At 75.9% G+C, this 14534-nt stretch carries 6 protein-coding genes and 1 pseudogene; 6 read left to right on the plus strand and 1 reads right to left on the minus strand.

Annotated features, from left to right (window positions below; translation table 11 throughout):
* A pseudogene (locus tag ACZ4U1_RS17860) lies at positions 1 to 363 on the minus strand (hypothetical protein); the annotation flags it as partial.
* 82 nt (positions 364 to 445) lie between these two features.
* Here ACZ4U1_RS17860 and ACZ4U1_RS17865 point away from each other — a divergent pair.
* The 6 genes from ACZ4U1_RS17865 to ACZ4U1_RS17890 are packed head-to-tail and all read left to right on the plus strand — an operon-like array spanning position 446 to position 14519.
* Positions 446 to 6454, plus strand: coding sequence for an SDR family NAD(P)-dependent oxidoreductase (locus ACZ4U1_RS17865; protein ID WP_467904231.1), 6009 nt, complete (start codon positions 446 to 448; stop codon positions 6452 to 6454).
* Position 6455: 1 nt separating this feature from the next.
* The gene (locus ACZ4U1_RS17870) at positions 6456 to 11117 is read left to right on the plus strand and encodes a beta-ketoacyl synthase N-terminal-like domain-containing protein (protein ID WP_467904233.1); all 4662 of its coding nucleotides are present in this window, start codon (positions 6456 to 6458) and stop codon (positions 11115 to 11117) included.
* The gene (locus ACZ4U1_RS17875; RefSeq protein ID WP_467904235.1) at positions 11114 to 11434 is read left to right on the plus strand and encodes an acyl carrier protein; all 321 of its coding nucleotides are present in this window, start codon (positions 11114 to 11116) and stop codon (positions 11432 to 11434) included. The genes ACZ4U1_RS17870 and ACZ4U1_RS17875 overlap by 4 nt, the downstream gene beginning before the upstream one ends.
* Before the next feature lie 3 nt (positions 11435 to 11437).
* The gene (locus ACZ4U1_RS17880) at positions 11438 to 12238 is read left to right on the plus strand and encodes an alpha/beta fold hydrolase (RefSeq protein ID WP_467904236.1); all 801 of its coding nucleotides are present in this window, start codon (positions 11438 to 11440) and stop codon (positions 12236 to 12238) included.
* Positions 12235 to 13440, plus strand: coding sequence for a glycosyltransferase (locus tag ACZ4U1_RS17885; RefSeq protein ID WP_467904238.1), 1206 nt, complete (start codon positions 12235 to 12237; stop codon positions 13438 to 13440). The genes ACZ4U1_RS17880 and ACZ4U1_RS17885 overlap by 4 nt, the downstream gene beginning before the upstream one ends.
* Entirely contained in the window at positions 13437 to 14519 is a 1083-nt protein-coding gene (locus ACZ4U1_RS17890; protein ID WP_467904240.1) for a class I SAM-dependent methyltransferase, read from the plus strand. The genes ACZ4U1_RS17885 and ACZ4U1_RS17890 overlap by 4 nt, the downstream gene beginning before the upstream one ends.
* Positions 14520 to 14534: the final 15 nt, after the last annotated feature.

Raw genomic sequence — 14534 nt, forward strand, 5'->3', positions numbered from 1 at the left:
GGAGGCGACGGACCTGCCGTCTGGGTCGGCTGTGGCGTCGATGTCACCGGCGGGTACCGCCCTGCCGCCCGGGTCGGTCATGGTGTCGGCGCCGGTGGCTGCGGACCTGCCGCCCGGTTCGCCCGTGGCGTCGGCGGCATCGGAGGCGACGGACCTGCCGTCTGGGTCGGCTGTGGCGTCGATGTCACCGGCGGGTACCGCCCTGCCGCCCGGGTCGGTCATGGTGTCGGCGCCGGTTGCTACGGACCTGCCGCCCGGGGCGCCCGTGGCGTCGGCGGTATCGGAGGCGACGGACCTGCCGCTCGGGTCGGCCGTGATGTCGACGCCCCCGGCGGCCATCGCCCTGCGGTCCGGGTCTGCCATGAGCCGGGCGTTGGGGACTCGGCTTCCGGTGGCGCAGGGGCCCATGACGCGGGTCAGTGATCAAGCGGGGTTCGCTGCTGCTGTGGCCGAGGACGGGGCGTTGCCCTTCCTCGCGCTGGCGCTGGCCGACGGTGAGCGGACCCGGGACATGCTCACCGAGGCGCGGGCCGTGCTGGACGGCCGGCCCTGGGGCGTGGGCGTGCTCGGCTTCGCGCCCGAGGACGTCCGCGGCGCCCAGCTGGACGCCGTACGGGAGCTGCGTCCCACCCACGCGATCATCGCGGGCGGCCGGCCCGCCCAGGCCGAGGCGCTGGAGCGGGCCGGGATCCGCGCCTTCCTGCACGTGCCCTCGCCGGGGCTGCTGCGCCAGTTCCTGGACGCGGGCGTGCGCAGGTTCGTGTTCGAGGGGTCCGAGTGCGGCGGGCATGTCGGGCCCCGGGCCTCCTTCCCGCTCTGGGAGGCCCAACTCGCCGTCCTGGAGGACTTCCTGACGGACGCCGGGGCCGAGACGGCGCGGCAGCTGGAGCTGTTCTTCGCGGGCGGCGTTCACGACGAGCGGTCGGCGGCCATGGTCGCCGCCCTGGCCGCCCCGCTCACCGCCCGGGGTGCCGCCGTCGGCCTCCTCATGGGCACCGCCTACCTGTTCACCGAGGAGGCCGTCGTCCACGGCACCGTCCGGCCGCTGTTCCAGCGGCAGGTCCTCGCCGCCACCGCGACCGCCCTGCTGGAGACCGCGCCCGGACACGCCACCCGCTGCGTGCCCAGCCCCTTCACCCGCGACTACCGTGAGCGGGAGGCCGCGTTACGCGCCCGGGGTGTGCCGGACCGGGAGGTCTGGGAGCGGCTGGAACGCCTCAACGTCGGCCGGTTACGCATCGCCAGCAAGGGCCTGGCCCGCGCCGACGACGGAGTCGTGCGAACCGTCGACGAGGACATGCAGCTCAGCGACGGGTTGTTCATGGCCGGCCAGGTCGCCGTCCTGCGCTCGGCGCCCACCACCGTCGCCGCCCTGCACCACGCGGTGACCGACGGCGCCGCCGACTTCCTCGCCGCACGAGCCGCCGCGCGGGCACGGGCGGTACGGCCGGGGCAGGACCGTGTGGCCGGACCGCCGCCGCCCCCACCGCTCGACATCGCGATCGTCGGCATGGCGTGCATGTTCCCGCAGGCCCCCGACCTCGCCACCTTCTGGGCGAACATCGTCGCCGGACGCGACGCCGTCACCGAGGTCCCGCCCGACCGCTGGGACCCCGCCGTGCACCACACCGCCGGAAGCACCGCGTCGAAGTGGGGCGGCTTCCTGCCGCCCGTCCCCTTCGACCCGCTGCGCTACGGCATCCCGCCCGCCTCCCTCGGCAGCATCGAACCCGTCCAGCTGCTGTCCCTGGAGGCGGCCCGCAGAGCACTGGACGACGCCGGATACGGCGAGCAGGGGCGGCAGTTCGACCGCTCCCGCACCTCCGTCGTCTTCGGCGCCGAGGCCGGCAGCGACCTGTCCAACGCCGTCACCCTGCGCGCCGTCCTCCCCTCGTACCACGGCAAGGTCCCCGACGGCCTGGAAGAGCAGCTGCCCCGGCTCACCGAGGACTCCTTCCCCGGCATGCTCGCCAACGTCATCTCCGGCCGGATCGCCAACCGTCTGGATCTCGGCGGCGCCAACTACACCGTCGACGCGGCCTGCGCCTCCTCCCTCGCCGCGCTGGACGTCGCCTGCAAGGAACTCGTCTGCGGCACCAGCGACCTCGTGCTGTGCGGCGGCGCCGACCTGCACAACGGCATCAACGACTACGTCCTGTTCTCCTCCGTCCACGCGCTCTCCCCGACCGGCCGGTCCCGCGCCTTCGACGCCTCCGCCGACGGCATCGCCCTCGGTGAGGGCGTGGCCTGCGTGGTCCTGAAACGGCTCACGGACGCCGAGCGCGACGGCGACCGGATCTACGGCGTGGTCAAGGGCCTCGGCTCCGCCAGCGACGGCCGCGCCCGCGGCCTGACCGCGCCCCGCCCCGAGGGCCAGCGGGCCGCGCTCCAGCGGGCGTACCGCAACGCGGGTGTACCGCCCGCCGCGGTCGGCCTGGTGGAGGCGCACGGCACCGGGACCGTCGTCGGCGACCGCACCGAACTGACCGTGCTCGGCGAGGTGTTCGCCGAGGCGGGCGCCGCGACCGGCGGCTGCGCGCTCGGCTCGGTCAAGTCGCAGATCGGGCACACCAAGTGCGCCGCCGGACTCGCCGGCCTCATCAAGACGACCCTCGCGCTGTACACCGGCGTCAAGCCGCCCACCCTCCACATCGACCGCCCGAACCCCGCCTGGGACGAGACCGACAGCCCGTTCGTCTTCCACGCCCGCGCCCAGCCCTGGGCGGCACCGGCCGGCGAACGCTTCGCCGGGGTCAGCGCGTTCGGCTTCGGCGGCACCAACTTCCACGCCGTACTGGCGGCGTACGGCGACGCACCACCACCCCGGCAGACACTGGACGCCTGGCCCGCCGAACTGTTCCTCTTCCGGGGCCGGGACATGGCGGCGGCCCGCCGGGAGGCCGAGGAGATCCTCCGCACCGCGGAGTCCGACGGCAGCCCCTGGCGGCTTCGCGACCTCGCCCTCGCCGCGGCCCGCCGCGCCGACACCTCCCACGAGCCCGTACAGGCGGCCCTGGTGGCCCGGGACCCCGGCGAACTGGCCGGGAAGATACGACGGTTCCTGGCGGGGCGCCCCGATCCGGACTCCGGGGTGCATCTCGCGGTTCCGGGTGGTGAGGACGTACGGGCGGAGGCGGCAGGCGGGTCCGGCCGTGCCGCCGTGGCCGGCGGGAGCGGCGGGACGCGGCCGGCCGCCGGGGACCACCTCGCCGACCCCGGCCCGGGCCGCGCGGGGGACTCCCCGGACCGGGCCGCCGGCCTGGTCGCCTTCCTCTTCCCCGGCCAGGGCAGCCAGCGCACCGGCATGCTCGCCGAACTCCTCGTCACCCTGCCCGAGCTGCGGCACTACCTGCATCTCGGCCGCGCCCACGCCGACCGGCTCTTCCCGCCGGCCGCCTTCGACGACACCGCCCGCGACCGCCACCGGGCCGCGCTCACCGACACCCGCACCGCCCAGCCCGCCCTCGGCATCACGGGCCTCGCCGCCCACGCCTTCCTCACCTCGGCCGGCGTCCACCCGGACCTCGCCGCCGGGCACAGCTACGGCGAGCTGGTCGCCCTCGCCGCGGCCGGCGCCCTCGACCCGGAGACCCTGCTGGAGCTGAGCGCCGAGCGGGCCGGAGCGATCCTGGCGGCGGCAGGCGACGAGCCCGGCACCATGGCCGCCGTGGGTGCCCCCGCCGACACCGTCGTACGCGCCCTGCGCACCGCCGGGGCACCGGGATCGGTCGTCGTCGCCAACCTCAACTCGCCCGAGCAGACGGTGATCTCGGGACCCACTCCGGACGTCGACACCGCCGTGCGGGCGCTGCGTGCCGCCGGCCTCGGCGCCCGCCGCATCCCGGTGGCCTGCGCCTTCCACAGCCCGCTGGTGGCCGCCGCGGGGGAGCGGTTCGCCAGGGTCCTCGCCGACAAGCCGGTCCGCGCCCCCGAGTTCCCCGTCTGGGCCAACCGCACCGCCACGCCGTACCCGTCGGACCCCGACGCCGTGCGCGCCGGACTCGCCGCCCAGATCGGCGCGCCGGTCGCCTTCGCCGCGCAGATCGAGGCGATGTACGAGGCAGGGGCGCGAATCTTCGTGGAGGCGGGCCCGGGTACGGTCCTCACCCGGCTCGTCGGCCAGATCCTCGGCGACCGCCCGCACCGCACGGTCGCCTGCGAACCGCGTGCCGACAGCGGTCTGGCGGGCTGGCTCGACGCCCTCGCCCGGCTCGCCGTCGCCGGGCAGCCGGTGCGCACCGCCTGGCTCTTCCGGGGCCGTGACGCCGTCGACGCGCTGCGCACCCCGGCGCCGAAGCGGCCCGGCTGGACGGTCGACGGACACCTGGTCCGTACCGCCGACGGGGCCCTCCTGCCCGGTGCCCTCGCACCGGCCCGACGCGTCGTGGAGACGACTGTGACGACCGACCAGCCCAACGGCGTCCCCACCGACCGGGACGCGCTGATCTCCGAGTTCCTGCGCACCAGCCGGGAGATGATCGCCGCGCAGCGGGACGTGCTGCTGACCTACTTCGGCGCCACCGCACCGGCACCGGCACCGGTATCGGCACCGGTACAAGCACCGGTACAAGCACCGGTACAAGCACCGACACCGGAACCGGAACCGGTCGTACAGGCCGACACCGTCCCCAGCCGGGCGGATGCGGCGGACGACGTGGAACGGGTCGTGCGCGAGATCATCAGCGAGCGCACCGGCTACCCCGTCGACATGATCGAACCCGACCTGGACCTGGAGGCCGACCTCAGCATCGACTCGATCAAACGGGCCGAGATCGCGGGCGAACTCGCTCAGCGCCTGGGCATCGCGGGCGGCGCGGAACTCCTGGCCGACGCGGAGCTGGAGGAACTCGCCAAGGCCCGCACCGCGGCGGCGGTCACGGCATGGCTGACGACACGGATGGGAACGGGCGCCGAGGAGGGAGCACCGGGATCGGACACAGCCGGCAGGGCGCCCGCCCCCACCCCCGACATTCCTCGCGGTGTCGCCCCCCAACGCTGTGAGCTGCGGCCGGTCCCGTTGCCGGATCCGGATCCCGGTCTCGCCGCCGATCTGTCCGGCAAGCGGTACGCCGTCCTCGGCGGAGCCGGTGCCGTGGCGGGCGAGGTCGCCGCGCGGCTCGGCGGGTGCGGTGCCGGCGCGGTGCTGCTCGACCACGGCCATCTCCTCGGCCCGGCCGACGGCCCGGTGGACGGTGTCCTGTACCTGGACGCGCTCCCCGGCCCCGACCACCCGGTGTTGCCGGACGCCTTCCCGGTGCTCCGGGCGGCGCTGGCGTGCGGCCCCGGCCTGCTGCTGGCCGTGCGCGCCGCCGACGGCCCCGGGGTACTGCGGGCGGCGGGCCTGGACGGGCTGATCCGCAGCGTCGGCCGCGAGTACCCGGACCTCCTGGCCCGCGTGCTGGCGGTGGGTGACATCGGGCCGGCGGCCGTCGCCGACGCCGTGCTCGCCGAACTGCGCGCTCCACAACCGGCCCCCGTCGTCCTGCGCACGGCCACCCGGGACCGCCGGGGCCTGGAACTGGTGCCCGCACCCCTCGGCCCGCTCGGCAGCACCGGCGCCGGACCCGCCGGGGACGGTGCCGCCGAGGCCGCCGCGCTCGGGCTCGACCGGGACTCCGTGGTCCTGCTGGCCGGCGGTGCCCGGGGCATCACGGCGAGGTTCGCCGCCACACTGGCCGCCGCCTGCCGGTGCCGGATCGAGCTGCTGGGCCGTACCCCCGCGCCCACCGCACCCGAGGCCGCGCACACCGCCGCCGCCCGCATCCCCGCCGAGCTGCGGGCCGCGCTCGCCGCGGGCCCCGGCGCGCCGAGGCCCGCCGAGATCAACCGGACCGCCGAACGCATCCTCGCCCAGCGGGAGATCACCACCACGCTCGCCGAACTCACCGCCCTCGGCAGCCCGGCCCGCTACCGCTCGGTGGACCTCCGGGAACGCGACGCCGTCCTCCAGGCCGTCAAGGAGATCCACGCCGAGCACGGCCGGCTCGACGGTGTGGTCTTCGCCGCCGGGGTGATCGAGGACCGGCTGATCGCCGAGAAGACCCCCGAGTCCTTCCAACGCGTCTACGGCACGAAGACGGCCGGGGCCGGCGCACTGTTCGCCGCGCTGGACGACCTGTCCGCCGCACCGGCGTTCACCGTGCTGTTCGGCAGCATCGCCGCCGTCCTCGGCAACCGGGGCCAGGCCGACTACGCCGCCGCCAACGACGCCCTGGAGACGCTCGGCACCGAGTGGGCCGCCCGGACCGGCCGGCGCGCGCTGACCGTCCACTGGGGTCCCTGGGCGCCGGCCGGCACCCACACCGGCATGGTCGGCGCGGAACTCGGCCGCGAGTACGCCCGGCGCGGGGTCGCGCTGATCGACCCGGAGGAGGGCACCGCCGCCCTGCTCCGCGAACTCGCCTGGGGCGACCCGGCGGCCCGCTCCGTCGTCTACACCGCGTCGGGCCGGTGACATGACGGAGCGTCAGAAACGGCTCGACGCCGTCGCCATCGTCGGGATGGCGGTGCTGCTGCCCGGCGCCCGCGACCTGGACGCCTACTGGAGCAATCTGCGCAGCGGCACCGACGCCATCACCGACGTCCCCGCGGACCGCTGGGACGCCGAGTACTACCGTCCCGGCTCGGCCGCCGGACCCGCCGTAGCGGGCCAGGTGTACTGCCGGCGCGGCGGATTCGTGGACGGCCCGCCCGAGGTGGAGGTCACCCGCTACGGCATCATGCCCGCCTCGGTGCCCGGTACCGAGCCCGACCAGCTGATCGCCCTCGACGTGGCCGCCGCCGCGCTCGCCGACGCGGGCGGCACCGACCGGCTGCCCGACCGGCACCGGATCGGCGTCGTCCTCGGCCGCGGCGGCTACCTCACCCCCGGACTGGCCCGGCTGGACCAGCGGGTGCGCACCGCCCACCAGCTCACCCGCACCCTCGGCGAGCTGTTACCCGACCTGGCCCCCGGCCAGCTCGACCGCGTCCGGGCCGCGTTCACCGAGCGGCTCGGCACCGACAGCCCCGACGCCGCGATCGGCCTGGTCCCCAACCTCGCCGCCTCCCGCATCGCCAACCGCCTCGACCTGCGCGGCCCCGCCTACACCGTCGACGCCGCCTGCGCCTCCTCCCTGGTCGCCGTCGACCAGGCGGTCACCGCGCTCACCACCGGCCGCTGCGACCTGATGCTGGCCGGGGGAGTGCACCACTGCCACGACATCACCCTGTGGAGCGTCTTCTCCCAGCTCCGCGCGCTCTCCCCGACAGAGCGCATCCGCCCCTTCCACCGCGACGCCGACGGCATCCTCATCGGCGAGGGCACCGGAGTCGTCGTACTCAAACGGCTCGCGGACGCCGAACGCGACGGCGACCGGGTGTACGCCGTGATCCGCGGCACGGGCGTGGCCGGCGACGGCCGTACGGCCGGACTCGTCACGCCCGATCCGGGCGGGCAGACCCGGGCCGTGCGCCAGGCCTGGCGGGCCGCGGGACTCGACCCCGCCGCACCGGACTCGCTCGGCCTGCTCGAGGCGCACGGCACCGCCACACCCGCCGGAGACGCGGCCGAACTCGCCACACTCGCCGAGGTGTTCGGGCCGGGCACGGGCTACGGCCCGGACGACGACCGGCCGGTCCTCGGCTCGGTGAAGTCGATGATCGGCCACACCATGCCGGCGGCGGGAGTGGCCGGCCTGGTCAAGGCCGCGCTCGCCCTCCACCACCGCACCCTCCTGCCCACCCTCCACTGCGACGACCCCCACCCCGGCCTCGCCGCCACCCGCTTCCGCACCCTGGACCGGGCCCGGCCCTGGGACACCGGCAAACACCGGCCGCCCCGACGCGCCGCGGTCAACGCCTTCGGGTTCGGCGGCATCAACGCACACGTGGTGCTGGAGGAGGCACCGCGCAGGGATCCCCGCCCCGCCCCGCCTGTTCCCCCCACGGCCGCCCGGACCCCCGCCCAGGTCACCGAACCCGAGCGCGTCCTCCTGCTCTCGGCCGATGACGTGGACGGTCTCGCCGCCCTCCTCGGCGCGGACGATCCGGCCGTGCTCGCCGCCGGGCTCGCCCCGGACCGGCCGCACACCGACGCCGGCCCGGTCCGGCTCGGTGTCGTGGACCCGACCGCCAAACGGCTCGCCCTGGCCCGTCGCGCGGTCGCCAAGGGCGGGGCCTGGCACGGCCGCGGCGACGTGTGGTTCCGGCCGGGTCCGCTGCTCGGCCGGGCCGGCGGCAAGGTGGCGTTCGTCTTCCCCGGTCTGGAGGCCGACTTCACGCCCCGCACCGACGACATCGCCGCCCACTTCGGCCTGCCCCCGGTCGCCGCTACCGGCGCGGACGTCCGGGTCGTCGGCGACATCGGCCGGCACGGCTTCGGTGTCGTCGGCGTGGGCCGGCTGCTGGACCAGGCCCTGCGCCGTATGGGCGTCGTACCGGACGCGGTCGCCGGGCACAGCGTCGGCGAATGGACCGCCATGGTCGCGGCCGGGCTGTACTCGGCGGCCGAAGTGGACGCGTTCATGGCCGGGTTCGACCCGGACACGGTCACCGTCCCCGGCCTCGCCTTCGCGGCCGTCGGCACCTCCGCCGCCCAGGTGCGCGCCGCGCTCGCCGGCACCTGGGCGGACTCGGGGATCGTGCTCTCCCACGACAACGCGCCCCACCAGTCCATGGTCTGCGGCCCCGGACCGGCGGTGGCGGAGTTCGTCCGGGCGCTGCGCGCGGAAGGTGTGATCTGCCAGATGCTGCCTTTCCGCTCCGGCTTCCACACACCGATGCTCGAACCGTTCCTCGCCCCCATCAAGGAGGCCGCCGACCGCTTCCGGCTCCACCCGCCCACCGTGCCGGTGTGGTCCGGGACGACCGCGGCGCCCTTCCCCCGGGACGAGCCGGCGGTCCGCGAACTGTTCGTACGGCACCTGCTGGAACCCGTCCGGTTCCGCGAGCTGACCGAGGCCCTGTACGCCGCCGGCCACCGTGTCTTCGTGCAGACCGGGCCCGGCCGGCTGCCCTCGCTCATCGGCGACACCCTCGGCGACCGCGACCACCTGGCCGTCGCCGCCAACTCGCCCCACCACAGCGGACTCGCCCAACTCCGGCGCGTGGCCACCGCGTTGTGGACAGCGGGCGCGGCGGTGGCACCGGGCGCCCCCTCCCGGCCCCCGGCGGCCCGCCCCGCCGGCGCCCGTCCGCCCGTCCGCCTCGACCTCGGCAGCGCCCTGGTCTCCCTGGACGGCCGGTCCCGCGAGGCCCTGCGGGCGGACCTGCGGCCGGCGCTGGGCGCGGTGGCGCTCGTCCCGGGGCACGCTCCTTCCAGCACCCCCGCACTCGACGACCTCGCCCGGCACCACCCGGCCGCCGCCGAACTCACCGCCCTCCTCCAGGACACCGCGACCACCGCGGCGGAGCTGATGGCGGCGAGCCGCCGGCCAGCCGACCGGAACACCCCCGCCCCCACAGCCCGTGGCACCACCGCCACCCCCACTACCACCGCCACCCCCACGACCACCTCCACCCCTCGCCCCACCACCACAACCGTGCACATCTCCCCCCACACCATGCCCCACCTCCTGGACCACTGCTTCTTCCCCCAACGCCCCGGCTGGCCCGACCTGGAGGACCGCTGGCCGGTCGTCCCCGCCACCACGATCGTCCGGCACATGACGGACGCGGCGGAGCGGGCGGCCCCCGGTCTGCGTGCCGTCGCCGTGCTCGGGGCGCGGTTCGACCGGTGGCTCACCGCCGTACCCCCCGTCGACGTCCCCGTCACCGTCACCCCGGACCCGGGCCGGCCTGACCGGGTCACCGTCACCTTCGGCCCCACCGCCCGCGCTGTGGTCGAACTCGCCCCGCACCACCCCGCACCGCCCCCGCCCGGCCCCCTCCCGGACGCGCCCGAGCGCCTGCCCGAGCACACCGCCGCCCAGCTCTACCGCGACCGCTGGATGTTCCACGGCCCCCGGTTCCAGGGCCTGAGCGAGCTGACCGCGCTCGGTGAGCGGCACATCCGCGGGGTGATCACCACGCCCGCGGCCCCCGGGGCCCTGCTCGACAACGTGGGCCAGCTGCTCGGCTACTGGATCATGGCGACCCGCACCGAGCGGACCGTCGTCTTCCCGGTGCGGTTGGAGGAGGCGCGGTTCCACGGACCGCACCCGGAACCCGGTACCGAGGTGCACTGCCTGCTGCGGATCACCTCCCTCACGGACACCGTGCTGGAGGCGGACGCGGAGCTGACCGTCGCCGGACGGGTGTGGGCCCGGCTGACCGGCTGGCAGGACCGCCGCTTCGACAACGACCCCACCACCCGGCCCGTCGAACGCTTCCCCGAGCGCCACACCCTGTCCACGGCCCTGCCCGGCGGCTGGGCGCTGGTGCACGAGCGGTGGCCGGACCTCGCCTCACGCGAGCTGATCATGCGCAACTCGCTGGGGAGCGCCGAGCGCGCCGCGTACGCGGCGCGTCCACCGCGCGGGCGCCGGCAGTGGCTGCTCGGCCGGATCGCGGTCAAGGACGCCGTACGGCACTGGCTCTGGCAGCACGGCGAAGGACCGGTCTTCCCGGCGGAGATCCGGGTCGGCAACGACGAACTCGGCCGCCCGTACGTCACCGGGGTCCACGGCCGCGAGCTGCCCCCGCTGGACGTCTCGCTCGCCCACCGGGCCGAGGCGGGCGTGGCGATCGTACGGCCGCACCGCCCGCAGCCCGGCCCCGGCATCGACATCGAGGAGGTCACCGACCGCGACCCGGCGACCCTGAGCACCGCGCTCGGCGCGGCCGAACTGCGGCTCCTGCACGCCCGGTGCGCGGACGGCGGCGCCCCGGAGGCCGAGTGGTTCACGCGGTTCTGGGCCGCCAAGGAGGCCGTCGCCAAGGCCGAGGGCGTCGGATTCGGGGGCCGTCCCCGGGACTTCGCCGTGCTGGAGACCACCTCGGACGGCAGCCGGCTCCTCGTCTCCGGCCGCCTGGAACGCGCCTACACCGTGCACTGCGCACCCGTGGCCAACCCGCCCGGACTGCCCCGGCGCACCTACCTGGTCGCCTGGACGACCGGTCCCGGAGCCGAGGACGCAGCCCCCGACGGCACAGCCGGACCACCAGCTGGCCCATCAGCCGAGGAGTACCCCCGATGAACCCCACCCCGCCGGCCCCGGCGCAGCCCACCGCCGACTCCGTGCTCGCCGACGTCACCGGCATGCTCCGCACGGTCCTCGCGGAGTACGGCGACGACGACGTGGTGATCGGCATGTCCACCACCTTCAACCGCGACCTGGAACTGGAGAGCATCGACCTCGTCACCCTGGCCGGGCTGCTGGAGGAACGGTACGGACCGCGGGTCAACCTCGCCGAGTTCCTGGCCGGCATGGACTTCGACGAGATCATCGACCTGACCGTCGGCCGGCTCGTGGAGCACGTGGTGTGGAGCCTGAAGACCGACCGGGCGGGCTGAGCCATGGCGATGGTCGACGCCGGCGGCATCCGGCTGCACGTCCAGCGCACCGGCCCCACCGACGGCCGCACCCCGCACTCCACCGTCGTCCTCGTGCACGGCCTGCTCACCGACAGCCTGGCCAGCTACTACTTCACCGTCGCCCCCGCGTTCGCGGCGGCCGGCCTCGACGTCGTCATGTACGACCTGCGCGGCCACGGCCGCAGCGAGCGCCCGCCGCACGGCTACACCCTCGACCACAACATCACGGACCTGGAGGCGCTCCTCGCCCGGCTGGCCGTCACCGGGCCCGTGCACCTCGTCGGCAACTCCTACGGCGGCACCATCGCCTTCGGCTACGCGGCCCGCCACCCCGGCCGCGTGGCCAGCCTGACCCTCATCGAGTCCGAGCCGGCCACGGCCGCCTGGGCCGCGAAACTCGGCCGCATCCTGCGCCGGGTGACGACCGAACTCGCGCACAACGAACGGGACGCGCTCGCCTGGATCACCGCCCACCGCGGCCACAACACCGCCCGCCTCGCCAAGGGCGCGGCCCGGCTGGCCCGCGAGACCACCCTCGGCCGGGACATCCCCGCCAGCCGGGTGCTCACCGAGGCCCAGATCAGGGCCGTACGCTGCCCGGTCCTCGGCGTGTACGGCGGCGACTCCGACCTGGCGGAGCTGGTGCCGGAGCAGCGGCGGCTGCTGACGGACTTCCGGGCGGTCGTCCTGCCCGGGCACGAGCACTCGGTGCTGGTCGAGGCGCCCGGCACCGTCGGCGGGCACATCCTGGACCTGGTCGGCGCGGGGGCGGGCGTCCGGTGAGCGGCTTCCTCTTCGTCGTCCCACCGCTGACCGGGCACATCAACCCCGCCGTCGGCGTCGCCGCCCGGCTCACCGCGCACGGCCATCGGGTGGCCTGGGCGTGTGCCGACCCGGCGCTGGTACGGCGGCTCGCGGGCGCGGACGCCGTCGTGTTCGGCTGCGCGGGACCGGTGCCGGGCGCCCGGGGCGCCGTACGGCCCCCCGGCCTGCGGGGCGCGGAGGCACTGCGGTTCCTGTGGGAGTGGTACCTGCTGCCGCTCGCCGACGCGATGGCACCGGGGGTCGGCGCGGCCGTCGCCGCGTTCCGTCCCGATGTGGTCGTCGCCGACCAGCAGGCCTTCGCCGGTGCCCTGGTGGCCGAGCGCCTCGGCCTGCCCTGGGCCACCTCGGCGACCACGTCCGCCGAGTTCAGCGGCGCCTACGACGGCCTGCCCAAGGTCGCCGCCTGGCTCCGGGAGCGCCTGGCCGGGCTGCGCGCCCGCATCGGCGACCCGTCCGGCACCGCCGACCCGCGCTCCTCACCCCACCTGCTGCTGGTGTTCAGCACCCCCGAACTCATCGGCCCCCAGGCACCGTCGGCCCCGCACATCCACTACGTCGGCCCGTCACTCGCCGGCCGCCCCGCCGGACCGGACTTCCCCTGGGAACGGCTGGACCACGGCCGGGCCAAGGTCCTGGTGACCCTCGGCACGGCCAACGCCGACACCGGCGGCCGGTTCCTCACCGAGACCCTGGCCGCGCTGCGGGACCGCGCCGACCGGATCCAGGCGGTGATCGCCGACCCGGCCGGCACCCTGTCCGCAGCCCCGTCCGCAGCACCGTCCGTGGCACCGGACGACAAGGACGTCCTGCTCCTGCCGTCCGTACCCCAACTCCCGCTCCTGGAACGGATGGACGCCGTCGTCTGCCACGCCGGGCACAACACCGTCTGCGAGGCCCTGTGGCACGGCGTCCCGCTCGTCGTCGCGCCCATCCGGGACGACCAGCCGGTGGTGGCGGCACAGGTCGTGGACTCCGGCGCGGGCGTCCGGGTCCGCTTCGGCCGGGTCACCGCGACCCGCCTGGGCGCGGCCCTCGACACCGTCCTGCACGAACCCGCCCACCGGGCCGCCGCCGCCCGGATCAGCACCGCGTTCCGCGCGGCGGGCGGCGCCCCGGCCGCGGCGGCCCACCTCGAACGACTGGCAGGGGAGAGCCGATGAGAGACGCCCGTCAGCACGATTCCGGTGACAAGGCAGCCCGCATCGCCGCCCTGCGCCCCGCCTACCGGGCCGACCTGGACGCCGGCACCGACCGCTTCCTCGCCCCCCGGCGCACCACCTGCCCCTGGTGTTCCTCCGGCCGCCTCACCCCCCGCCTGCACACCACCGACCTGCTCCAGCACAAGCCCGGCCGCTTCACCCTGGACCGCTGCGCCGACTGCGGCCACATCTTCCAGAACCCCAGACTGACCGCCGAGGGCCTGGAGTTCTACTACCGGGACTTCTACGACGGTCTCGGCGAGCAGCGGATGAGCGGCACCTTCGGCGGGCGCGGCGCGATGTACCGGAGCCGGGCCGAGGCCGTGCTGCCGTACGACCCCGCGCCGAAGACGTGGCTGGACGTCGGCACCGGCCACGGCCACTTCTGCGCGACGGCCCGCACCGTCCTGCCGGACACGTCCTTCGACGGGCTCGACTTCACCGACGGCGTCGAACTCGCCGCCCGCGAGGGCCGCGTGGACCACGCCTACCGCGGCGCCTTCCCCGACCTGGCCCCCGAACTCACCGCCCGCTACGACGTGGTGAGCATGTTCCACTACCTGGAGCACAGCACCGACCCCGACCGCGAACTCCGCGCCGCCCACCAGGCGGTCCGCCCCGGTGGCCACCTCCTCATCGAGGTCCCGGACCCGGAGAGCCGCTACGCCCGGCTCCTCGGCCGCTGGTGGCTGCCCTGGCTCCAGCCGCAGCACCTGCACCTCATGCCGGTCGCCAACCTGCGCCGCCGGCTCACCGACCTCGGGTTCACGGTGGTCGCGGAAGAGCACGCCGAGCCCCACGACCCGGTCGACCTGCTGGCGGCCGTCTGGCTGGCGCTCGACCACACCGCCCCGCGCGAGGACGCACCCTGGCTCCCCGAACCCCCCGGCCCCCTGCGCCGCGCCACCCGCACCGCACTCCTCCTGGCCGGCGTCCCCGCGCTCCTGACCGCCACGCTCCTGGACCGCCTCGCGCTCCGCCCCCTGTCCCACCGCCTGGGTCTGTCCAACGCCTACCGCCTGCTGGCCCGCCGCAGCTGACCCCTCGAGGCCCCC

The organism is Streptomyces sp. NPDC028928 (assembly GCF_055564915.1).

What these genes read in the sequence shown, in the direction of transcription:
- ACZ4U1_RS17890 (WP_467904240.1), top strand. Translation starts at nt 13,437, where the DNA reads ATGAGAGACGCCCGTCAGCACGATTCCGGTGACAAGGCAGCCCGCATC.
- ACZ4U1_RS17880 (WP_467904236.1), top strand. Translation starts at nt 11,438, where the DNA reads ATGGCGATGGTCGACGCCGGCGGCATCCGGCTGCACGTCCAGCGCACC.
- ACZ4U1_RS17870 (WP_467904233.1), top strand. Translation starts at nt 6,456, where the DNA reads ATGACGGAGCGTCAGAAACGGCTCGACGCCGTCGCCATCGTCGGGATG.
- ACZ4U1_RS17875 (WP_467904235.1), top strand. Translation starts at nt 11,114, where the DNA reads ATGAACCCCACCCCGCCGGCCCCGGCGCAGCCCACCGCCGACTCCGTG.